This is a genomic window from Streptomyces sp. NPDC048002 (genome assembly GCF_040653275.1).
Classification (GTDB): domain Bacteria; phylum Actinomycetota; class Actinomycetes; order Streptomycetales; family Streptomycetaceae; genus Streptomyces.
In genome coordinates this window covers 1-22,446 of sequence record NZ_JBEZNL010000029.1, presented here as the reverse complement: position 1 = coordinate 22,446, position 22,446 = coordinate 1, and the positions used below count along the sequence as shown (strand labels likewise).

Sequence of the window (22,446 nt, the reverse complement as noted above, 5' to 3'; positions counted from 1 at the left end):
GGCGGTGCCCGCGCCCGCGGCGCCGGGGCTCACCCGGCCCGGTCGCGCGCGTGCACCGCCGCCGCCAGCACCGTACGGGCCTGATGCTCGACCTGGTGCTCCAACGGCACCCAGCGGGCCCTGAACCGCTGCTCGAAGGAATCGCTCCACGACGCCACGAGCCGCTCCAGCTCCGGAGCCGCCCGGTCCCCGGTCGCCCGCAGCACCCGCAGCAGCATGGCCGCCGCCCGCAACGGCAGCCGGCGCCCGAAGGCGTCCACACTGCCGATGTAGGCGCGCGTGTCGTCCGCCGGCACCGTGCGGACCCAGTCGTCGGCGAGCCCCGGCACCAGCTCCAGCGCCCACCGCGCGGCCCGCAGCAGCGGCCCGCCGACCCCCTCCAGCCGCGGCCCCGCCTCGGTGAGCACGTCCTCCACCGCGGCGCCGTCCCGCACCAGCCGCTCGGCGAGCCGGCGCATGGCCGCGGCCGGCGCCGGATGCGGTACGGGATCGTCCACCAGGTCGCTCGCCCACATCGGCACCTCCACCACCGCGGTCAGACCGCCGTACCGGTGCACGTGGTGCCAGGTGCTGTGCCGCGCGTCGTCCGGCATGCTCGGGTACGCCGCCCCCGCCCCCAGCGGAGGCATCACATGGACGCCCGGCCCGGACGCGGGCCAGCCCGCGGCGTCCGAGGCGCCCGTCTCCACCGGGATGTTCAGCTCCGTCGCCGACCTCGCGAACGGCCCGGCCAGCCCCGGCACCTCCTCGGTCAGCTGCACCCAGCTGCCGCCCAGATCGGTCCCGTGCAGGGTCGCCTGGAGGTACGGGCGCAGTTCGTCGATGACCCCGGTCAGCGCGAGCGTCTCGGGCGGCAGCCGGTCCGGCGGCAGCACCGAGGGCGCCCACTCCGGCTGCTCCGGTCCGGCCGGCCGGAAGAACCCGAGGTGGTAGTCGAAGAGGCTGCGGGGCGCCGGGGCGTCGAACAGGCTCGCCCCGTCGGGGTCGGCGCACAGCAGGAAGTGCCAGGAGACACCGGACCGCAACGACCGGTCGTACAGGACCCGTTCGGCCAGCGCGAGGACGGTGGGACCGCCGGTCGGCTCGTTGGCGTGGGCGCCGGCGACGACCAGCACGGCGGTGGGGGCACGCCCCACGGAGAGCAGGTGCAGCGGGCGGCCCGCCCGGGACACGCCCACCCGCCGCAGGGCGCACGGGCCCGGCCCGGCCGCCAACGCCCGTGCCGCCGAGACGACTTCGGTCACCGTGGGGTAGCGCAGCTCCGGCAGGACACTCACCCCCGTCATCCGCCCGGCCTCGCCCTCCGCAGTACCCCACGCGTGCGGTGCGCTGTCAAGGAGACTCCGGGGGAGCCTCCGGGGGGCGCCCGATGGCATCCGGCGGCACCCGCCCCGGCCGGCCCCGGCCCGCCGGGACAGGTGCTACGGACGGGGCGCGACGCCGGCCGTTCCGACCGGGCGGGAACCACCGTCGCCGACGCGCCGGACCGGCCGGGCGGGCGCCTGGAGCGGGCGCGGGTACGTGCCGGTCACAGGACCCACCGACCGGCGCGGGCCACAAGCCCGCACGCCGGGCGCGTTCCGGCGGGGCCGCGGGAAGCGGGGTCGCACCCACCCCGGGAAGCGGGTCGGGCGCGCCCTCGGACGGCCGGCCTCGGGCGTGTTCCGGCGGGGCCGCGGCGTGCGGGTCGCAGCCGACCCGGGACCGCCCCGCCTCAGGCCCGTTCCAGCAGTGCCACCGGAAGCCGGTCGAACAGCTTCGCCGGCTCCACCTCCCCGGTGAACTCCCGCTCCGGGTCCAGCGCGTCGGTCCACCGGCCCGGGGGCAGCGTCAGCCGGGTGTCCCGCCAGCCGCCCGCCTCCGCGAGCCGCAGCGAGAGCCGGGTCACCGCGGTGACCACCTCGCCCGAGCGCTCGAAGGCGAGGCAGTGGTCGGCCGCCGGGCCCTCGGCGGTCAGCGGGCCGTACGACGCCGTCTCCCCGAAGGCCGCGGGACGGCGGGCGCGCAGCCGCAGCGCCGCCGACGTCAACGCGTTCTTCTCGCCGGCCCCGGCGGGCGGGAACCCCTCGGAGCGCCGGTTGTCGGGGTCCACCAGCGCCCGGTACTCGCCCTCGGTGCCCTGGTACACGTCCGGCACGCCCGGCATCGTCAGATGGAGCAGCGCGGTGCCCAGCAGGTTGGCCCGGACGTGCGGGGCGAGCCGCTCGCGCAGGGCGGCCACATGGTCCCCGGCCGGTCCGCACGGCCCCGCCAGGACGAAGGCCGAGACCGCCTCCTCGTACGGCGGTTCCTGCTCCGTCCAGCTGGTGTACATGCCCGCCTCCCGCACGTGCTTGAGCAGGGCCTGCCGCACCCGCTCCGGGTCGGCCGGGCCCAGCCCGAACACCGTCTGCCAGGCGGCCCAGGCCAGTTGGGCGTCGGGGACGCCCTCGCCGGTGAGGGTCACCTCGGTCAGTACGTCCGCCCACCGCTCGGGGCACTCGGTGAGGACGGCGAGGGCGGCCCGTACGTCGGCGCTGCGCTTGGTGTCGTGCGTCGAGACGACCGTGCCCGTGGCGGGCCAGTCGCGCTGCACGCGCGCGCAGTAGGCGTGGAAGTCGGCCGGCGGCACGGCCGGGGCGCCCGGGTTCCCGCCCACCTCGGTCGCCGACAGCAGCGGTACGTAGCGGTAGAACGCCGTGTCCTCCACGGACTTGGCCCGCAGCGCCGACGCCGTCTGCGCGAACCGGGTGCGGAACTCCACCTGCTCGGGCCCGTCGGCGTCGGAGAGGACCAGCGCGCGCACCGCGTCGACGGCGCCCGCCTCCTCCGGCACGACGAACGCCTGCCGGGCCTCGGCGGCGGCCTCCTCGGTGACGACCGCGGCCGGGTCGCCACTGGCGTACGGCCGGTAGACCTCCATACGGACCAGCAGCTCCTCCAGCGCGGTGCGCAGCGCCCAGGGCGCGCGGTCGCGCAGCGCAGGGTCGGGGGAGGCCGCGCAGACCCGGTCCGCGGCCCGGGTCAGCCGGTCCGTCTCCGCGGCCAGCTCGTGCGTGACGACCTTGTACGCGGCCCGCCGCACCGTCGCCTCCCACTGGCCGCCGCGGTCGGTCTGCGGGGCCGCGAACCGCCGGTAGTGGCCGAGCAGCTCGCCGAACCCGGCCGGGTCGACGAACAGGCCGTCGATGTGGCGCAGGGCGTCGTACCCGGTGGTGCCGGCGACGGGCCAGGCGGCGGGCAGCCGTTCCCCGTCCGCCAGGATCTTCTCCACCACCGTCCAGCGGCCCCCGGTCGCCTCGTGCAGGCGCCGCAGATAGGCGTCCGGGTCGGCGAGGCCGTCGGGGTGGTCGACGCGCAGGCCGTCGACGACGCCCTCGTGCAGCAGCGCGAGGATTTTGCCGTGGGTGGCCTCGAACACCTCCGGGTCCTCCACCCGCACCCCGATCAGCTCCGAGATGGAGAAGAACCGGCGGTAGTTCAGCTCCGTCCGGGCCAGCCGCCACCACACCGGGCGGTACCACTGGGCGTCCAGCAGCTGCGGCAGCGGCAGGTCCGCGGTGCCCTCGCGCAGCGGGAAGCGCTGGTCGTAGTAGCGCAGGACGTCGCCGTCGACCTCCAGCCGGTCCAGCTCGTCGCCGAGGGGCCCGCCGAGCACGGGGAGCAGCACCTGCCCGCCGCGCGCCTCCCAGTCGATGTCGAACCAGCGCGCGAAGGGCGACTTGGGGCCCTCGCGCAGCACCTCCCACAGGGCGCGGTTGTGGCGCTGCGCCATCGCCATGTGGTTCGGCACGATGTCCACGACGAGGCCGAGTCCGTGCTCCCGCGCGGTGCGCGACAGCGCGCGCAGGCCCTCCTCGCCGCCCAGTTCCTCCCGTACGCGCGCGTGGTCGACCACGTCGTAGCCGTGGGTCGAGCCGGGCACCGCCTCCAGTACGGGGGACAGGTGCAGGTGGGAGACGCCGAGCGAGGCCAGGTACGGCACCGCCTCGGCGGCGGCCCCGAACGGGAACTCGGGCTGGAGCTGGAGCCGGTAGGTGGACGTGGGTGTCACCGGGACAGAGCGCTCAGGTGTCATGGAGAGCTACGTACCCCTCCGGCCGCGCTTCCTGTCATGGTGACCCCCACGTCCCCCGCACGCGCGGGCGTTCTACACCGGCCGCTGGAGCACCACCATGCTGTGGTCCACCAGCGTCAGCGCGTCCCCGGCCTGCACCTTCGCGCCGGTGCCGGAGGGGACGCCGTCGACGCGGGCGGTGTCCACGACCACCTGCCACTGCCGGCCGTGGTTGACCGGCACGACGAAGTCGAGGGTTCTGGGCGCCGCGTTGAACATCAGCAGGAAGGAGTCGTCGGTGATGCGCTGCCCGCGGGAGCCCGGCTCGGAGATCGCGTTGCCGTTGAGGAACACGGTCAGCGCGGACGCCTGCGCCGAGTCCCAGTCCCGCTGGGTCATCTCCTTGCCCTCCGGGGTGAACCAGGCGATGTCCGACAGGTCGTCGTGGGTGCCCTCCACCGGCCGCCCGTGGAAGAAGCGGCGGCGGCGGAAGACCGGGTGGTCGCGGCGGAGCCACACCATCGCCCGGGTGAAGTCGAGCAGTTCGCCGTCCTCCTCCTCGGGGTCCGGCCACTTCAGCCAGGCCAGCTCGCTGTCCTGGCAGTAGGCGTTGTTGTTGCCCCGCTGGGTGCGGGCGAACTCGTCGCCGTGGCTGATCATCGGCACGCCCTGGGACAGCATCAGCGTGGCGATGAAGTTGCGCCGCTGGCGCCCCCTCAGCTCCAGCACGGCCGGATCGTCGGTGTCGCCCTCCGCGCCGCAGTTCCAGGACCGGTTGTGGCTCTCGCCGTCGCGGTTGTCCTCGCCGTTGGCCTGGTTGTGCTTGTGGTGGTAGGAGACCAGGTCGTTGAGGGTGAAGCCGTCGTGGCAGGTGACGAAGTTGATGGAGGCCAGCGGGCGCCGCCCGTCGTCCTGGTACAGGTCGGAGGAGCCGGTCAGCCGGGACGCGAACTCCGCGAGCGTGCGCGGCTCACCGCGCCACAGGTCCCGAACCGTGTCGCGGTACTTGCCGTTCCACTCGGTCCACAGCGGCGGGAAGTTCCCCACCTGGTAGCCGCCCTCGCCGACGTCCCAGGGCTCGGCGATCAGCTTCACCTGGGAGACGATCGGGTCCTGCTGCACCAGGTCGAAGAAGGACGACAGCCGGTCCACCTCGTGGAACTGCCGGGCCAGCGTCGCCGCGAGGTCGAAGCGGAACCCGTCGACATGCATCTCGGTGACCCAGTACCGCAGCGAGTCCATGATCAGCTGAAGGACGTGCGGGGACCGCATGAGCAGGGAGTTCCCGGTGCCCGTGGTGTCCATGTAGTAGCGGCGGTCGTCGGTGAGCCGGTAGTAGGAGAGGTTGTCCAGGCCCCGGAAGGACAGCGTCGGGCCCAGGTGGTTGCCCTCGGCGGTGTGGTTGTAGACGACGTCGAGGATCACCTCGATGCCCGCCTCGTGCAGTGCCTTCACCGCCGACTTGAACTCCAGCACCTGCTGGCCCCGGTCGCCCCAGGACGCGTAGGCGTTGTGCGGGGAGAAGAAGCCGATGGTGTTGTAGCCCCAGTAGTTGTTCAGGCCCATGTCCACGAGCCGGTGGTCGTTCACGAACTGGTGTACGGGCATCAGCTCCAGCGCCGTGACACCCAGTTGGGTCAGATGCTCGATGACCGCGGGATGGGCGAGCCCCGCGTAGGTGCCGCGCAGTTCCTCGGGCAGCCCCGGGTGCCTCATCGTGAGGCCCTTGACATGGGCCTCGTAGATCACCGTGTGGTGGTAGTCGGTGCGCGGCCGCCGGTCGTCGCCCCAGTCGAAGTAGGGGTTGACCACGACCGAGGACATGGTGTGGGGCGCGGAGTCCAGGTCGTTGCGTTCGTCGGGCGCGCCGAAGTGGTAGCCGTACACCTCCTCGCCCCAGCGGATCGAGCCGCTGACCGCCTTCGCGTACGGGTCCAGGAGCAGCTTGGCGGAGTTGCAGCGCATCCCCCGCTCGGGGGCGTACGCGCCGTGCACGCGGAAGCCGTACCGCTGGCCGGGCATGATGCCCGGCAGGTACGCGTGGCGTACGAAGGCGTCGCTCTCCCGCAGTTCCACCGCCGTCTCCGAGCCGTCGTCGTGCAGCAGACACAGCTCTACTCGGTCCGCGGTCTCCGTGAAGACCGCGAAGTTCGTGCCGGCGCCGTCGTACGTGGCACCGAGTGGGTACGCCTCTCCAGGCCAGACCTGCATGCACACGACTCTTTCAGGTGGACCGCGCCCGCGGGGGCGCCTTGACTCCGAGTCTCCCCGAAAGTGAGGGAACCACCCCTGCCTTACGTCCCTCTTACCGGGCGACCAGGCATACGGCGTATGCCGAACTTGTGGGGCAGACACATACTCCCGATGACCCAGGGGGAGTAGGGGGAACAACGTGCGCGACACAGTGCACCGCCATCTGGGCAAGGTGGTGGCGGGTGCGGCGATAGCCCTGGCGGGGACCGCGGCGATGGTCGCGGTCACCCTGCCGGGGACGGCGGGGGCCGAGGGGACGGGAGGCGCGAGCGCCGGGGCGGGGGCCCAGGGGCAGGCGCGAGGACAGGGACAGGGGCAGGGGCAGGACGCGTCGGTCGCACCCGGTGTGGTCCAGGAGGCTCCCGCGGACGGCGACCGGGGCACCGGACGCGACCCGCTCACCGACGGTGAGCTGACCAGGGTCGCGCACCTCGCCCTGGACCGGCAGCTGGCCCGGTCCAGTGAGAACGTGGACGGGGAGCGCGGCCCGCAGCGGCTCGGAGTCGGCCTGGCCGAGCCGGAGACCGACGAGCTGGACGGCGCATCCGCGCCCCGCCGGGCCGAGGTGACCTTCTACGACTACAAGGACGACACGCTCGTCACGAAGACCGTGAACCTCGACACCGGCAAGGTCGAGCGGACCGCCACCCAGCGGGGCGTGCAGCCGCCGCTGAGCCGGGCCGAGAACACCGAGGCCGCGCGCATCCTGCTGGCCGACCCGCTCAGCGCGGGCCTGAAGGCCGACTACAAGGACGCCACCGGCAAGGAGCTGACCTCGCCCGACCAGCTGGAGCTGTCCAGCATGGTCTACCGGTCCACTCCGGGCGCCCAGCCCGCGGTGATCGACCGGTGCGGCGAGCACCGCTGCGCCCGGCTCTTCCCGAAGGCCGTCAACGGCCCCTGGATCGAGACCCGGCACCTCGTGATCGACCTGAGCGCCCGCACGGTCGCCGAGACCGACCGCTGACCCCGCTCACCTCACCCTTTCCGTATCGCTCCTTATCCGAGGGAGTCATTTCTTCATGCGCGTGAACCGAGTGAGCCGTGCCCCCGGGCGGACGGCTCTGGCGCTCGCCCTGGCCGGACTGGCGGCGGGCGCGACCGCGGGCGCCGGTCCGGCCGCCGCTCAGCCCGAGGCGGCCCCGGCCGCGGCCCCGGACTGCAGTGCGGCCTACCGCATCGAGCAGAAGCTCTCCAACGGCACCACCTGGCGCATGTGCTGGCGCCACGAGGCGATGGCCGGGATCATCCTGGAGGACGTCACCTACCAGCCGCCGGGCGAGGCCAGGCCGATCAAGGTGCTCAACAGCGCCAAGCTGGCCCAGATCCATGTGCCCTACGACGACGGCTCGGAGGAGTTCGACGACCTCACGAGCTACTACTTCGGCGACGGCCTGGAGAACCTGGCGGCGGGCGAGTGCCCCGGCGGCACCATCCGCACCGTCAAGGTCCGCTTCCCGGAGTCGACCGACAGCCGCAACGTCAAGGGGCTGTGCACCACGACCCGTTCCCGCGGGCACGCGTACCGCCTGCTGAACCAGCCCCTGACGGGTGGTCAGAAGCTGTACCAGAAGCAGGGCAAGGACCTGCTGGTGTACGCCGTCAACAAGGTGAGCTGGTACGAGTACATCACCGAGTGGCGCTTCCAGGACGACGGCACCATCCACATGAACGTCGGCGCCACCGGCAGCCTCGCCCCGCAGGACTACGACGCCGCCGACGGCCAGGGCTGGCCGATCGGCAAGGGAGCCGCGGCGAAGGCCCTCAGCCACAACCACAACGTGTTCTGGCGGCTCAACTTCGGCCTGGACGGCTCCTCCAAGGGCCGTATCGAGCAGTACGACTCGAAGATCACCCCGGCCGCCCCGGGGCAGCGCACGCCCACCAACAAGACCACCCGCACCAAGGTCACCAAGGAACTCGCGGGCGACGCCAAGAACATGCGCTGGTGGCGGGTGGTCAGCGCGACCGGCAAGAACAAGGACGGCCACCCCCGCTCCTACGAGCTGGTCCCGGGCGCCAACGCCAAGTACACCGGCCGCGGATTCACCAAGCACGACGTGTACTTCACCCAGTACAACAAGTGCGAGCAGTACGCCAGCAACAACCCGCTCAGCTGCGGGGCCGGACACACCGGCAAGTCGGTCGACAAGTGGGTGAACGGCGAGCCCCTGAAGAACCCGGTGGTCTGGGTCAACGTGGGTTTCCACCACATCGCCCGGGACGAGGACCAGCAGCCCATGCCGGTCCACTGGCAGGGCTTCTCGCTCGCCCCACGTGATGTGACCGCTATGAATCCGCTCACTCCGGCCGAGCTGGCCGACGCGAACGGCCGCCTCGACTGAGGTAGTTGAGAAACGACCCTGTCCATCCGGCTGCACCGCCGACCGGTCCCGGAGTACCCTTCCTTGATCGTTGACACGGGGAGTGCTCGGGGGAGCGGAAGGCGGTGCGCGGGTGGGCTCGGGAGGGCTGGAGCTGCCCCCTGGTGACGAGGGTCACGAGGGGAACTCCACAGACGTCCCGCCCGGCACGGTGTCCCTGGCGCGTCCCATGGACGCCGGTACGGGCGCCGGTTCCATCGGACCGGAGCTGGACTGGGACGCCGACGCCTGGCACGAGGTCCGCACCCGCGCCCAGCGCGCCGGCCGGGCCTACATCTGGCTGAACCTCGTCGAGCAGCGGCTGCGCGCGGTCGTGGCCGCCGTGCTCCGCCCCATCTACGAACCCGTCCACGGCGACGAGTGGGTGGTCGCCGCGGCCGGTCCGGCCGGCCAGGAGTGGGTGCAGCGCGCGGTGGCCGTCCGTGAAGTCAGCCGCCGCAAGGGCTACTTGCTCGACCCGGCCGACGACAACGTGCTCAGCTTCCTGACCCTGCCGCAGCTGCGCGAGCTGATGATCCAGCACTGGCCGTGCTTCGAGCCCTATGTGGAGGAGCGCCGGGACGTCGAACTGGCCCTGGACGAGCTGGAGGTGACCCGCAACGTCGTCTCCCGCAACCGGGCCCTGTCCGAGGCCGTGCTCAACCAGGCCGAACGGGCCTCCGCGCGGCTGCTGGAGAGCCTCGGCACGGGCGGCGACGTCCCCTCCGCGCGCAGGCTGCCGGTCGACGCGGTCGAGGAACTGGTCGGCGACCGCTTCGGCGACGTGGTGGCCGTCCACCCCGACCGGGTGCGGCTGCTGCGGCAGTTCCCCGCCGAGGACATCTTCGGCGGCGCCCGCCGCCTCGACGCCCTGGGCATCGGCCTCAACCTGCTGGTGCAGAACTTCTCCGGCCGCCGCCTGGTGCGGCTCGCCGAGTCCGGCTGCCGGGTGCGGCTGCTGTTCCTCAACCCGGCCTCCAGCGCGGTCAAGCGCCGTGAGCGGGAGCTGGGCATCAAGCGCGGGGAGCTGAGCCGCTCGGTCGAGATGAACATCCTGCACATGCGCCGGGTCCGGGCCCGGCTGCGCGACCCCGGCGCCTTCGAGATCCAGGTCTACGACGAGACGCCCCGCTTCACGGCGTACCTGGTCGACGGCGACGGCTCGGACGGCGTCGCCGTGGTGCAGTCCTATCTGCGGCGGACCCGCGGCATGGAGGCGCCGGTGCTGGTGCTGCGCGGCGGGAACCGGGTGGTGAAGGCGGGCGACGCGGACGAGGGCGGACTCTTCCCGACCTACCGCGAGGAGTTCGAGGCGGCCTGGGCGGACTCCCGGCCGGTGTCCTGAGCGGGCCGGGTGGCGGGGGTGATTCGCTCCTCTCTGTCCGGAGCTGTCCCCCGGTCAAGCGGAACGCGCCCCTCTGGTTGTCAGTGGCTCATGGGAAGGTGGAGACCATTGGGGGAAAGCACCACCAAGAAGGGGGACCGCCCATGGGCTGGCACCGTGAGCTGCTGATCGGGTTCGACCTGGAGACGACCGGGACGGACCCGAGCGAGGCGCGCATCGTCACCGGGGCCGTGATCGAGGTCAGAGGGGGCCGGGCGCTGGGGCGCCGGGAGTGGCTGGCCGATCCCGGCGTGGAGATCCCGGCGGACGCCGTGGCGGTGCACGGCATCAGCAACGAACGCGCGGCCGCCGAGGGCCGCCCCGCGGACCAGGTGGCGGACGCCATCGCGGAGGTCCTGACGGGCTACTGGAGGACCGGCGTCCCGGTCGTCGCCTACAACGCCGCCTTCGACCTGAGCCTGCTCTCCGCCGAACTGCGGCGCCACGGGCTGCCGTCGCTGAGCGAGCGGCTCGGCGGACGGGAGCCGGCGCCCGTCGTCGACCCGTACACCATCGACCGCTGGGCCGACCGCTACCGCCGGGGCAAGCGCAACCTGGAGGCGGTCTGCGCCGAGTACGGCGTCCCGCTCGACTCCGCGCACGACGCCTCGGCCGACGCCCTGGCCGCCGCCCGGCTCGCCGGCGCGATAGCCGACCGCCACCCCAAGATCGCCGCCCTCGGACCCGCGGAGCTGCACCGCAGCCAGATCGAGTGGTACGCGGCGTGGGCGGCGGACTTCCAGGACTTCCTGCGCCGCAAGGGCGATCCGCAGGCCGTGGTGGACGGCACCTGGCCGCTGCGCGCGCCCGCGGACGAGCGGGTCGTCTGACCCCCGGCCGCGCGGCGGGCCCGGTTCAGCCCGTGGCCGCCGGTGCGGCGATCGGCTCCACCCGCGGCTCGGCCGGCCGCGCGTAGTCGGCGCCCGACATGAGCAGCGAGCGGTCGAGCCGGGCCGCGTTGAAGTACAGCTTCGGCCGGCTCACCACCCCGGGATCGGCCACGACCTCCAGCTCCGGGTCGAAGCTGAACGGCAGGACCGTGCCCGGCACCGAACGGGCCAGCCGCTCGGCGGTCTCCGCGTCGCTGAAGCCCGCATAGCGCGCCGCGTACAGGTCCCGGACGGCGTCCAGGTCCACCCGGCGGTCACCGGGGACGACCGCCAGCACATGGCGGGTGGTGCGACGGTCGACCTTGACCCGCAGCACGATGCACTTCGCGGCCTCGGAGGCGGGGTGGCCGCGCAGCGCGCAGACGGCCTCGGTGGCGCCCTCGGGCGCGTGGTCGAGAAGCTGGTAGCCGGCACCCGAGGAGTCGAGCAGGGAGATCAGCCGCTCGTAGGTGTCGTGCTCGCCGGGGGCCTGGCCGTGGTTGTCCTGCTCGGGCATACGAGGTCCTTTTCGGTGCGGTCCGCCGGGATCGGGGTCGGGGGCGGGGGCGGGAGGCCGGGGGAGGCGGGGCCGGAGGGCACCGCCGTACGGTGGGCGCGCTCGACGGCCTGGCCCCAGTAGGTGCCGGTGAGCATCAGGGCGGCGCCGAGACAGGTCAGCGCGGTCAGGTGCTCGCCGCCCAGGGCGATGCCCACCGCGACGGCCCACAGCGGCTCGGTGCCCAGCAGCAGACTGGCCCGGCTCGCGGAGCTGCGCTGGACGGCCCAGGTCTGCGCCAGGAAGGCGAACACACTGCAGAACAGGGCCAGATACACCAGCTGCGTCCAGGTGGCGGCGTCGGCGCGGGCGAGCGTCGGCAGTCCGGCCCCGGCGAAGGGCAGGAACAGCACGGTGCCCACCAGCGTCTGCACCGCCGTCAGATGCAGCGGGCGGACCGCCCGGCCGACGGTGAGCCGTCCGACCAGCACGACATGGCCCGCCCGCACCAGCGCGGCACCGAGCATCAGCACATCGCCGAGGCGCGGGGCGTGGAAGCCGTTGCCCGACATCAGCACGGCCACCGCCAGCACGCACACCCCGGTGGCGGCGTAGAACGCGGCCGGCAGCCCGGCGCCGGAACGCCCCGCGCGGTCGAGGAGCGGGGTCAGCACGATGGTCAGGCTGATGATGAGCCCCGCGTTGGCGGCGGTGGTGTGGGCGACGCCGTACGTCTCGACGACGAGGACGGCCGCCTGGGTCAGCCCCAGGGGCACCCCGGCGCGCAGTTCGTCCCGTGTCCACCGGCGCGCGCCGCGCCGGGCGAGGACCAGGCCGGCGCAGGCGAGCGCGGACAGGGCGTAGCGGGCGAACAGCACCAGGAGCACGGGCAGGGCGGCGGTGGCGGTCTGGGCGGAGAGATAGCTCGATCCCCAGACGATCGCGACCAGCAGGAGTACCGCATCGGTACGGCGGACGTCGGACACCCGCCCACAGTGCACCGGAACGTCCCTGAAGCCCAGAGGCAGTTCCTAAAACGATCTTTTAGAACTCCTACACTGTCCGCATGGACGAACGGCAGCTGCGGATCCTGCGCGAACTCGGGGAACTGGGCAGTGTCACGGCCGTGGCGGAGGCGCTGCTGGTCACGCCCTCGGCCATCTCCCAGCAGCTCCGACTGCTCCAGCGGGCGATCCCGGTCCCGCTCACCGAACGGCAGGGCCGGCGGCTGGTGCTGACCGACGCCGGCCAGGCGCTGGCAGGCGCGGCCGTGGAGGTGGAGCAGGCGCTGGCGCGGGCCAGGGGCAGCGTCGAGGAGTTCGTGGAGCGGCCGGACGGGGAGGTGTCGGTGGCGGCCTTCCACAGCGCGGGCGGCGCCTTCTTCCCGCTTCTGCTGCGGGCCCTCGCCGGTCCGGGGAACCCGGTGCCGCGCCTCGCCGACGAGGACGTCCCGCAGGAGGACTTCCCCCGGCTGACCCGGGAGTACGACATCGTCCTCGCCCACCGCCTGGACCACGCCCCGCCCTGGCCGGACACGGTCACGGTGACCACGCTGCTCCGTGAGCCGCTGGACGTGGCGCTGCCCAGGGAGCACCCGCTGGCCGCGAAGCGCCGGCTCACCCCGCTGGACGTGGCCGACGAGCCCTGGATCACCGTGCACGACGGTTTCCCGGTGCTGGCGACCGTCGACGCCGTCGCGGCGGCGGCCGGGCGCCGGCTGCGACTGGCCCACCGGATCAACGAGTTCGCCGTGGTGGCCGAGGTGGTGGCGGCCGGCGGCGGGATCGCGCTGATGCCCCGCTGGACGATGCGCCCCCACCCCGCCCTGACGCTCCGGCCGCTCAGCGGTGTGCGGGCCCGGCGTCACATCGACGCGCTGTACCGCCCGGAACGCACCGCGCGCAAGGCGGTCCGCACGGTGCTCGGCGCGCTGCGCGCGGCAGCGCGGTCGATCCAGGAGCGGCCCTGAGCCCGCCCACCCGGGGCGAGGGGTTCGGCGGGGCTCCGAGGGGTCCGGCGGGGCTCCGAGGGGCCGGCGGGGCTCAGAAGGGGAACCAGCGGACCGTCTCGTCGCCCTCGCGCAGTGAGTCCACCCGGCGGCGGAACTCCGCCAGTGCCTTGGGGTTGCTCGGCGCGTGCTGGGCCACCCAGGCGCAGCTGGCCGTCTCCCGGGCGCCGCGCAGCACCGAGCACCCCGCCCACTCCCGCACGTCCCAGCCGTACGCGGAGACGAACGACTCGTAGGCAGCGGCCGGGAGTCCGTACCGGTCCCGGGACAGGGCCAGTACGACCAGGTCGTGCTCGCGGAGGTCGAGGGAGAAGGTCTCCAGGTCGACCAGGACGGGCCCGTCGGGGCCGATGTGCACGTTCCGCGGCAGGGCGTCCCCGTGGATCGGCCCGAGCGGCAGCCTCGGGGTCAGCGCGGCCGCCGCCTCGGCGAAGCCGTCCCGCCGCCGGCGCAGATACGCGGCGTCCGCCGGGTCGACCGCGTCCCCCGCCAGCCGCAGCCAGCGCTCCACACCGCCGAGCAGGTCCCGCGGCGGCAGGGCGAAGGAGGGGGCGGGCAGGGCGTGCACGATCCGCAGCAGTTCGGCCAGGTCGCGGGGTTCGGCGGGGCGCACCGGATCGGGCAGCCGGTGCCACACGGTCACCGGGTGTCCCTCGACCAGCAGCGGCTCGGGCCCCGCCGCCCGGACCGCCGGTACGCCCGACTCGGCCAGCCACACCGCGATGTCCCGTTCGCGCCGGGCCCGGTCCAGCAGCGCGGCGTCGCGGCCCACCTTGACGACCAGGTCGTCCGCGGCGAACACGGCGTTCTCCCCGAGGGCGAGCAGCACCGCGTCCCCTGCCGGGCCGGGCAGCACCCCGGCCGCGGCCAGCACCCGCCGGGCCCGCGTCTCGTCCATCGTCCGCCTCCGTGTCGCCCTCGGTGAATGGTCGTGCGGCGGCCAGTCTCGCATTCGTACAGGTCGGGCGGTGTGCGCGGGCGAGGACACGGAAAGAAGTTGCACGAGACGTCTCGTCTCGCTTACTGTCGATCACATGACCTCACCCGCGCACATCGCCATGTTCTCCATCGCCGCCCACGGCCACGTGAACCCGAGCCTCGAAGTGATCCGGGAACTCGTCGCGCGCGGGCACCGGGTCACCTACGCGATCCCGCCCGCGTTCGCGGAGAAGGTCGCCGAGACCGGCGCCGAGCCCAGGCTGTGGAACTCCACCCTGCCCGGTCCCGACGCGGACCCCGAGGCCTGGGGCAGCACCCTGCTGGACAACGTCGAGCCGTTCCTCGCCGACGCGATCCAGGCGCTGCCGCAACTCCTCGCCGCCTACGAGGGCGACGAACCGGACCTCGTCCTGCACGACATCACCTCCTACCCGGCCCGGGTCCTCGCCCACCGCTGGGGCGTGCCCGCCGTCTCCCTCTCGCCGAACCTGGTCGCCTGGGAGGGGTACGAGGAGGAGATCGCCGAGCCGATGTGGGCCGAGCCGAAGAGCACCGAGCGGGGCCGCGCCTACTACGCCCGCTTCCGGGGCTGGCTGGAGGAGAACGGCGTCACCCAGGACCCCGACCCCTTCGTCGGCCGCCCCGACCGCTCCCTGGTCCTGATCCCCAGGGCACTCCAGCCGAACGCCGACCGGGTCGACGGGACGGTGCACTCCTTCGTCGGCGCCTGCCAGGGCGACCGCACCGCGGAGGGGGAATGGCAGCGGCCCGCCGAGGCGGAGAAGGTCGTACTCGTCTCGCTCGGCTCGTCCTTCACCAAGCGGCCCGCCTTCTACCGCGAGTGCGTCCGGGCCTTCGCCGGGCTCCCCGGCTGGCACCTGGTGCTCCAGATCGGCCGGCATGTCGACCCCGCCGAGCTGGGTGACGTACCGGCCAACGTCGAAGTGCGGTCGTGGGTACCGCAGTTGGCTGTCCTGAAGCAGGCCGACCTGTTCGTCACCCACGCCGGCGCGGGCGGCAGCCAGGAGGGGTTGGCCACCGCCACCCCGATGATCGCCGTACCGCAGGCCGTGGACCAGTTCGGCAACGCCGACATGCTCCAGGCCCTCGGCGTGGCGCGGAAGCTGCCCACCGAGGAGGCCACCGCCGGGGCGCTGCGCGAGGCCGCGCTCGCCCTCCTGGACGACCCCGAGGTCGCCGGGCGGCTGAAGGGGATCCAGGCGGAGATGGCGGAGGAGGGCGGCACCCGCCGGGCCGCCGACCTGATCGAGGCCGAACTCCCCACCCGCTGAACGAGTCCGCCGACCGGGAACGCCCGCACGACGGAAGAGGGCCCGTCGGTTCCCCCGTGAACCGACGGGCCCTCTGTCCTGGGCCGGGACTTTCGCAACACGCCCTATACGGGCACGCGCTCGCCCTCGTCGTCCCGGGCCGTCGGGCGGGCGACCTCCTCCGGGGCCTCGTCGTGCGTGAGGTCCGGCAGCCGCTCCAGCCACTTCGGCAGGTACCAGTTGCGCTCGCCCAGCAGCGCCATGACCGCCGGGAGCAGCACGCCCCGGATGGCGGTCGCGTCGATCAGCACCGCGACCGCCAGACCCACGCCCATCTGCTTCATGGACTGCATCGACAGCGTGCCGAAGATCGCGAACACGGCGACCATGATGACCGCGGCACTGGTGACGACACCCGCCGTGGTGACCACACCGTGCTTGATCGCCTCGTTCGTCGTACGGCCCTTGAGCCAGGCCTCACGGATCCGGGAGACCACGAAGACGTGGTAGTCCATCGACAGGCCGAACAGGATCACGAAGAGGAACAGCGGCAGCCAGCTGATGATGGCGCCGACGCCCTCCGCCCCGACCAGGGAGGCGCCCCAGCCGTGCTGGAAGACGGCGACCAGGACGCCGTAGGCCGCGCCCACCGACAGCAGGTTGAGCGCGATCGAGGTGATCGCGATCGTCAGCGAGCGGAAGGACAGCAGCATCAGCAGGAAGGCGAAGAGCACGACGAAGGCGAAGACCGGGACGACCGCTCCGGCCAGCTGGTTGTTGAAGTCGTGGCTGCCCGCGACCTGTCCGGTGATCGGCGCCTCGACGCCGTCGACCCCGCCCAGCGTGGCCGGCCGGACCTCGTCGCGCAGCTTCACCAGGCTCTCGCCCGCCTTGTCCAGGTCGGAGCCGCCGACCAGGGGGACGTACACGAAGGCCAGGCCCTGCTCGGCGTGCAGCTCGATCTCGACCGGACCGCGCGAGGCACCCGAGTCCACGGCCTCCTTCTTGAAGGCGGCGAGCGCGCTCTGCACCTCGGGGGAGTTGATGTCGTCCGCCTTGACGACCACCTCGGCCGGCTCCGAGCCGCCGGGGAAGGCGTCGTTGACCCGGTTGTAGGTCTGCACGATCGGCAGCGAGTCGCCGAACTCCTGGTCCAGGGTGAGGTTCTGGGTCTTCATCCCGACCGCGGGCGCGGCCACCGCCAGCAGCGCGCCGGTCGCCACGACCACCGCGACCACCGGACGCCTCAGCACGGCGCCGAGCACGGCCGTCCACAGCCGGCTGTCCTGGTTCGCCCCGGCGCGCCTGCGCCGCAGCTTGCTCTCCGGGTGCAGGTAGGGCAGCCGTCCCTTCTCCACCCGGTGGCCGAGCAGCGACAGCATCGCGGGGAGCACGGTCACCGAACCGACCATGGCGACCGCGACCACGATCAGCGAGGCCAGCCCCATCGCCTCGAAGTCGGCGATACCGGTGAACAGCATGCCCGCCATCGCCACGCACACGGTGACACCCGAGACCACGATCGCGCGGCCGCTGGTGGCGGCGGCGATCCGCAGCGCCGTCTGCGCGTCCCGGCCCGCGGCCCGCTCCTCGCGCTCACGGCGCAGATAGAACAGGCAGTAGTCGACACCGACGGCCAGACCGACCAGCAGCATCACCGAGTTGGCGACGTCGCCCATCGGCATCACATGGCTGACGATGCCCATCAGACCCATCGTCGCCATGATCGCGGTGATCGCGAGAAGCACCGGCAGCAGCGCCGCCACGAGCGCGCCGAAGGCGATGAGCAGAATGCCGAGGGCCACGGGCACAGCCGAGTACTCGGCCTTCTGGAAGTCGTCCCCGAACGCGTCGTCGAACGTCTTCATCATGCTCGCCGCGCCGATCTCCTCGATCGTCAGCGACGGATGGTCCTTCTGCACCCCGGCGACGGCTTCCAGCACCGGCTCGACCCGCTCGCTCGCGGTCTCCGCGTCTCCGCGCATGTCGAACTGGACCAGCGCGCTGCGGCCGTCCTCCGAGACGGTGTCCAGGTCGTACGGCGAGGAGACGTCGGTGACCTCGCCGGTCGCCTCCACCGCCTCCATCACCGCGGTGACCGCCGCGCGGAACTCGGCGTCGGTGGCCTTCGGGCCGCCCTCCTCCGCCTGGACCAGCACGGTCTCCCCGGCCGGCTCCTCGATCCCCGAGTCCTCGATGATCTTCGCGGCGGTGTGGGTCTCACCCTTCAGCGACTGGCTCTCGTCCACGTCCACCCGGCCCGCCGCCGAACCGAGCCCCATCGCCAGGACGACGAACAGCACCCAGATGCCGACGGCAGCCCATCGGTGCCGGACGCTCCAGCCGCCTGCCCGGGCGGCCAGGCCCCGTACCCGTATGTCTCCGTTCCCCATGACGGGCTTGCCCCCTTGTGTGCGGTGGCAGCCCCCTGCCGCCACCTTTCGTTTCGAAGGTATGGGGCGGATAAAGCCGTCTCGTCGTGCTCCCCGGTGAACTGGAGGGGGCGGGAATCATCCCCCTGGACCCCGGCTTCTCCCCACTGGGGAGGAGGAGGCCCCTTACATCTATTTCCGGCCTCTTTGTTATTACAAAACCTTGTTGAATAAGTCACAGGTGCGTGTAGCTGTTGATCGACGCCCTCCGGATCGGTCAGAGTTCAGCGCAGTCCGCATCCGCGGCACCGGCCGTCGTGCCCACCCCCACGGGGCACGACGGCCGCCTTATGGTGTCCGGATGACGACGACGTACGCCGCGCTGCTGCGGGGCATCAACGTGGGCGGCGCCCGGAAGGTCCCCATGGCCGAGCTGCGCACCCTGCTCGGCGGGCTCGGCCTCGACGACGTGCGCACCCATCTCCAGAGCGGCCAGGCCGTGTTCGGCGCCGCGACGGGCGACGAGGACTCCTGGGCCGCCGCGATCTCGGAGGCGATCGAGAAGCACTTCGGGTTCACGGTCGACGTCCTCGTGCGCGACCACGCCTACCTCGCCGCCGTCGTCGACGCGTGCCCCTTCCCGGCCGCCGAACTGGAGGCCAGGCAACTGCACGTCACCTACTTCTCCGGGCCCGTCACCGAGGACCGGTTCGCCAGCATCGACCCGGCCGCCTTCCTGCCCGAGGAGTTCCGGCTCGGCGACCGGTGCCTGTACCTCCACGCCCCCAACGGACTCGGCCGCTCCAAGCTCGCCGAGCAGCTCGCCAAGCCCCGGGTGAACAAGGGCGTCGTCGCCACCACCCGCAACTGGAACACCGTGGTCAAGCTCCGGGAGTTGACCGCCGGCTGATCCCGCGTCCGGACAGACGCCCCGTCAGCCGGCCCAGCCTGCCGGGCCGGTTCCAGGAGCGGAAGGCGTCCAGTTTCCCGCGCCCCGCCCGGTCGAGCGCCGCCTCCACCGCCGCCAGGTCCTCGGCGGACAGCGCCCGCACCACCGGCCGCAGCACCTTCTGGAGCAGCTCAGGACCGGTCCTGTCCCAGGCCGGGCTGGTCCCCGGCCAGGCGCTCCAGGCACAGAAGCAGAAGGCGACGTACGAGGGCTCGGAACGCAGCCGTGCGCCCACCTCCTCGGAGCGCCCCGCCCGCGCGTACGCCGCGTGCGGCGCGGCCCGGTCCGAGCGGGCCAGGGCGTACAGCTCGCTCTCGGGCGCGTCCGGCCGGACGAGCCGGCGGGCGAGGGCCTCGTGGACGCGGGCGGTGATCCGGTCCGGTACCGGCTCGTCCCCCTCCGGGCCCGGCGTCAGCGCCCGCTCGACCCAGTTCTCCCCCTCGGCGGGCGTACCCAGCAGGCCCGCGAACTCCAGCCGCCGCAGCGCCGCCCGCTGTCCCGGCGGCAGCTCCGGGCCGAAGCAGCGCAGCAGATCGGCGGCGAGCGCCGGGACGTCGGGGTCGTCGCAAGGGGCACCGAGGGCCGCGTCGACCAGCCGCTCCCGGGTGCCGGCGGACCGGTGCAGGTCCGACCCCAGTTCGTCGAGGAGCAGCCGTGCCTCCCGGCCCGACGGGAGCGCGCCGGCCCACACCAGGGCGAGCGCGGTCCGCAGCACCGTGCTGTCCGCGTGCGGGGACACCCCGCCGGTGCGCAGCAAGTGGTGGAAGCGGGCCGGGCGTTCCCCCTCGTTCGACTCCTCCAGCAGTACGCACATCCGCAGATGCGGGAACGCCGGCTGGGACCGCACCGGCAGCTCCGACCCGGCCAACGCCCTTGCCGCGCCGCCGGGATCGGCGGCGGCGAGCGCGTCCAGCGCGGTGAACAGGGCGATCCGCAGCGCCGGGTGATCGCGCACCGCGTCGAGCAGCGCGCCCGCGCCGCCGCCCCCGTGACGACTGCCTCCGGCACGGGCGCCGCGGGGGGCGGCTCCGGGGTCTCACCGGTCCGTTCCGGGGCGGGCCAAGTGGGCGGTGTCGTGGGGCGTCCCGGGGTCCGGCCGGTCCGTTCCGGGGTGGGCCAGGAGGGGGGTGGCAGGGGGTGGTCCGGTGTCGGCTCGGCCGGCCGGGCCTGCGACGGGGCCGGGATGAGGGCGCGGGCGAGTCGGTCCGCCAGCTCGGGGAGTCGGTCCTGACAGTCGACGTCGAGCTGATCGGCGACCCGGAGCAGGGCGAGCGCCCGGCCGTCGACGGCGCCGGGGTCCGCCAGACCGGCCCGCAGGGCGGGCGCCAGCCGCCGGGCCAGCCCGGCGCGGTCCTCGGGGGTCAGGGCCCCGGCCCGCAGCGCGGGCACCGCGCCGCCCCCGAGCACCGCGGCGGCCAGCACCCGCGCGGCGAGCGGAGCGGACACCGCGGCCGACACCCGCCCGTCCAGCCGCTCCAGCAGCGCGGCGCCCGCCGCGGTCTCCTCCCGGTCGTCCTCCACGGCCGCGCACAACGCGCCGATCAGCGCGGTCAGCGTCGGCTCGGGCAGCTCCTGCCCGGCCGCCCAGCGTGCCGCGGCGGCCCGCGCGTCCGGCCGGAGCCCGACACCGGCCGTCAGCGCCCGCACCGACAGCGCGCCCAGCCCGTCCGCCGGCTCGCGCAGCAGGTCGGGCCGGCCCGCGAGCCAGACCCGGGCGTACACGTCGGCCCAGGCGTCGGGTACCGGCCCGGACGGCGACTCGGCCGTGCAGTCGTGCACCCGGCGGCCGCGGCCCTCCGGCACCCGCTCCGACGACGGCAGCGCCCCCACGATCCGCTGGCGCGCCTCCCCCGGGCGCCGCGCGTACGTGGTGAACGTCAGCCGGTGGGCCTGCTCCCGGGGCAGCACCGAGCAGGCGAGCGCGATCCACCGGGCCACGTCGGCGCTGTCGTGCTCCACGAGCACGATGCTCCCGGCGCCCGGATCGCCCGCCACCGCGCGCAGGTCGGCGAAGAACCACGCCAGCCGGGCGGCCCGGGACCGGGCGAACGACACCAGCCGCTCGGTGCGCAGCGGTTCCGACGGCTCGAACCGGCCGATCGGTTCGGCACGTCCGTCCGATGGCGCGGTGTCGCTCCAGCGGGCCGACTCCCACGCGGTGATGGGCAGCGCGCCGTCCGGGAGCCGCGCACCGGGCGGCAGGTACAGGGCGTGCGCGTGGAAGCCGCCCCGGCTCCCGAATCCGTCCGCACCGGTGTGCACGGAGCGGCTCAGCAGCCGTCCGCCGTCGGAGAGTTCGCTGAAACTGAGCGCCTTCGGGAAGCTCCTGAGCCGCTCGGCGTCCGCCCGCCGCGGGGCGTCCCCGGGCGGCTCGTACCGGACCAGCAGCTCGGCCTCCGCCAGCACGTCCCGGGGCACCTCGGGGCCGACGGCCGTGAAGCGGGGACCCGGACCGTCCGGCCCGGCCGGAGCCGACGTGTAGTGCAGTTGCGCCGGCGTCACTCGCCCGCTCCTTCTCGCATCGCCGTTCGGGGCACCATCCCAGCAGAACGGCCCCCGGAACAGGGGGAGTTTCGCCGAATCCGCCCAGGTCCGATCCGCCGGCCGACCGGGCCGACCGGGCGATCAGGCGCCGAGCGCGGCCAGCGTCGGCACCCGGGCCGCGTCGTACCGCTCCAGCAGCAGCCGGGCCACTTCCGGTGCCGGGCCGAGCACCTCGGCGAGGACGTCCGCCTCGGCGGCGCCCCGCGCGATGCGGTCCGGCAGGAACCCGGGCGCCAGGACGTAGGGCGCCACGGCCACCCGGGCACAGCCGAGGGCGCGCAGTTCCCGCACCGCGTCCTCGGTGCGGGGCAGGGACGCGGAGGCGAACGCGGGCCGCACGGCGCACCAACCGGTGTGCCGCCACTCCCGCGCGATTTCTGCGATCACCGCGCCCGCCTCCGGGTCGGTGGACCCCGCCGAGGCCAGCACGACCCCGGTCGAGGACTTGTCGGCGGGCGTCAGGCCCGCCTCGTACAGGCGCCGCTCCAGCGCCGTGAGGAGCAGCGGGGAGGGGCCGAGCACCTCCGCCTGCCGGATCCGCAGCCGCGCCGGCGCGGCCCGGAGCACGGCCGGGATGTCCGCCTTGGCGTGGAAGGCGCGGGTCAGCAGCAGCGGCAGGGCGACGATGTCCCGGACGCCCTCCGCCGCGAGCGACTCCAGGACGGCCGGCACCGAGGGGACGTTGAAGTCGAGGAAGCCGGTCTCCACCCGGAGCCCGGGGCGCGTCGACCGCACCCGCCGGACCAGGGCGTGCACGGTCGCGGCGTGCCGCGGGTCGCGGCTGCCGTGCGCGATGACGAGGAGGACCGGCATGGCGTACCTCAGCCCTTCGCCAGCAGCCCGCGGCCGCGCAGCACCCTGCGCTCCAGCGGGCTGAAGATCAGCAGGTCGATGGCGATGCCGACGAGCAGGATCAGGAAGATGGCCAGGAAGACCTGGGACATGCTCGCGTTGTTGCGCCC

General features: G+C 73.7%; 15 protein-coding genes and 3 pseudogenes. 7 read left to right on the top strand and 11 right to left on the bottom strand.

All coding sequences use genetic code 11. The features are described from left to right. Nucleotides 1–29: 29 nt before the first annotated feature. From AB0E07_RS28510 to glgX, 3 genes are all read right to left on the bottom strand, one after another. A complete protein-coding gene (locus AB0E07_RS28510) occupies nucleotides 30–1,277 on the bottom strand; it encodes a M14 family zinc carboxypeptidase (protein ID WP_362258400.1) in 1,248 nt (415 codons plus the stop codon). Between the two features lie 437 nt (nucleotides 1,278–1,714). Beyond that, nucleotides 1,715–4,057: a malto-oligosyltrehalose synthase gene (treY, locus tag AB0E07_RS28505; protein WP_362258215.1), complete on the bottom strand. Its 2,343-nt coding sequence runs from the start codon at nucleotides 4,055–4,057 to the stop codon at nucleotides 1,715–1,717. A 72-nt stretch (nucleotides 4,058–4,129) separates the two neighbouring features. Then, nucleotides 4,130–6,247 (bottom strand): glycogen debranching protein GlgX, encoded by a 2,118-nt coding sequence (gene glgX / locus AB0E07_RS28500; RefSeq protein WP_362258212.1) that lies wholly within the window; start codon nucleotides 6,245–6,247, stop codon nucleotides 4,130–4,132. A 181-nt stretch (nucleotides 6,248–6,428) separates the two neighbouring features. On the opposite strand from glgX, the gene AB0E07_RS28495 reads away from it, so the two are divergent. The 4 genes from AB0E07_RS28495 to AB0E07_RS28480 all read left to right on the top strand — a co-directional run bounded on the left by AB0E07_RS28495 (nucleotide 6,429) and on the right by AB0E07_RS28480 (nucleotide 10,866). After that, nucleotides 6,429–7,256: a Tat pathway signal sequence domain protein gene (locus tag AB0E07_RS28495; RefSeq protein WP_362258210.1), complete on the top strand. Its 828-nt coding sequence runs from the start codon at nucleotides 6,429–6,431 to the stop codon at nucleotides 7,254–7,256. Nucleotides 7,257–7,311: 55 nt separating this feature from the next. Beyond that, complete coding sequence (locus AB0E07_RS28490; protein WP_362258206.1) at nucleotides 7,312–8,634, top strand: copper amine oxidase; 1,323 nt, start codon at nucleotides 7,312–7,314, stop codon at nucleotides 8,632–8,634. A gap of 112 nt (nucleotides 8,635–8,746) precedes the next feature. Then, nucleotides 8,747–9,997 (top strand): SAV2148 family HEPN domain-containing protein, encoded by a 1,251-nt coding sequence (locus tag AB0E07_RS28485; RefSeq protein WP_362258203.1) that lies wholly within the window; start codon nucleotides 8,747–8,749, stop codon nucleotides 9,995–9,997. A gap of 143 nt (nucleotides 9,998–10,140) precedes the next feature. Then, on the top strand, nucleotides 10,141–10,866 hold the full coding sequence (locus AB0E07_RS28480; protein ID WP_362258200.1) for a 3'-5' exonuclease: 726 nt from the start codon (nucleotides 10,141–10,143) through the stop codon (nucleotides 10,864–10,866). 25 nt (nucleotides 10,867–10,891) lie between these two features. Here AB0E07_RS28480 and AB0E07_RS28475 read toward each other — a convergent pair whose 3' ends face one another. Together AB0E07_RS28475 and AB0E07_RS28470 are read right to left on the bottom strand one after the other, a co-directional pair. Further along, on the bottom strand, nucleotides 10,892–11,422 hold the full coding sequence (locus AB0E07_RS28475; RefSeq protein ID WP_362258196.1) for a YbaK/EbsC family protein: 531 nt from the start codon (nucleotides 11,420–11,422) through the stop codon (nucleotides 10,892–10,894). Continuing rightward, entirely contained in the window at nucleotides 11,362–12,387 is a 1,026-nt protein-coding gene (locus tag AB0E07_RS28470; RefSeq protein WP_362258193.1) for a DMT family transporter, read from the bottom strand. The genes AB0E07_RS28475 and AB0E07_RS28470 overlap by 61 nt, the downstream gene beginning before the upstream one ends. 80 nt (nucleotides 12,388–12,467) lie before the next feature. Between AB0E07_RS28470 and AB0E07_RS28465 the strand changes: the two genes are divergently transcribed. Next, nucleotides 12,468–13,370, top strand: a complete 903-nt coding sequence (locus tag AB0E07_RS28465) for a LysR family transcriptional regulator (RefSeq protein WP_362258190.1) — start codon at nucleotides 12,468–12,470, stop codon at nucleotides 13,368–13,370. Between the two features lie 73 nt (nucleotides 13,371–13,443). Here AB0E07_RS28465 and AB0E07_RS28460 read toward each other — a convergent pair whose 3' ends face one another. Then, nucleotides 13,444–14,307, bottom strand: coding sequence for an aminoglycoside phosphotransferase family protein (locus AB0E07_RS28460; RefSeq protein WP_362258187.1), 864 nt, complete (start codon nucleotides 14,305–14,307; stop codon nucleotides 13,444–13,446). Nucleotides 14,308–14,379: 72 nt separating this feature from the next. Between AB0E07_RS28460 and mgt the strand changes: the two are divergent. After that, nucleotides 14,380–15,640 (top strand): annotated as a pseudogene (gene mgt, locus AB0E07_RS28455) (macrolide-inactivating glycosyltransferase). Nucleotides 15,641–15,744: 104 nt separating this feature from the next. Here the strand turns inward: mgt and AB0E07_RS28450 are convergent. After that, nucleotides 15,745–18,012, bottom strand: coding sequence for an MMPL family transporter (locus AB0E07_RS28450; protein ID WP_362258185.1), 2,268 nt, complete (start codon nucleotides 18,010–18,012; stop codon nucleotides 15,745–15,747). Nucleotides 18,013–18,352: 340 nt separating this feature from the next. Between AB0E07_RS28450 and AB0E07_RS28445 the strand changes: the two genes are divergently transcribed. Then, nucleotides 18,353–18,901: a DUF1697 domain-containing protein gene (locus AB0E07_RS28445; protein ID WP_362258182.1), complete on the top strand. Its 549-nt coding sequence runs from the start codon at nucleotides 18,353–18,355 to the stop codon at nucleotides 18,899–18,901. On the opposite strand, the gene AB0E07_RS28440 is transcribed toward AB0E07_RS28445, so the two are convergent. From AB0E07_RS28440 to AB0E07_RS28425, 4 genes and pseudogenes are all read right to left on the bottom strand, one after another. Continuing rightward, nucleotides 18,873–19,895 carry a GTPase-associated protein 1-related protein gene (locus AB0E07_RS28440; protein WP_362258179.1) on the bottom strand — a complete coding sequence of 341 codons (1,023 nt, stop codon included), beginning with the start codon at nucleotides 19,893–19,895 and terminating at the stop codon, nucleotides 18,873–18,875. The two genes, AB0E07_RS28445 and AB0E07_RS28440, sit on opposite strands and share 29 nt — an antisense overlap. A gap of 272 nt (nucleotides 19,896–20,167) precedes the next feature. After that, nucleotides 20,168–21,442 (bottom strand): annotated as a pseudogene (locus AB0E07_RS28435) (GTPase-associated protein 1-related protein); the annotation flags it as partial. A 123-nt stretch (nucleotides 21,443–21,565) separates the two neighbouring features. Continuing rightward, entirely contained in the window at nucleotides 21,566–22,297 is a 732-nt protein-coding gene (locus tag AB0E07_RS28430) for a sirohydrochlorin chelatase (RefSeq protein ID WP_362258177.1), read from the bottom strand. Between the two features lie 8 nt (nucleotides 22,298–22,305). Next, nucleotides 22,306–22,446, bottom strand: a pseudogene (locus AB0E07_RS28425) (ABC transporter permease); the annotation flags it as partial.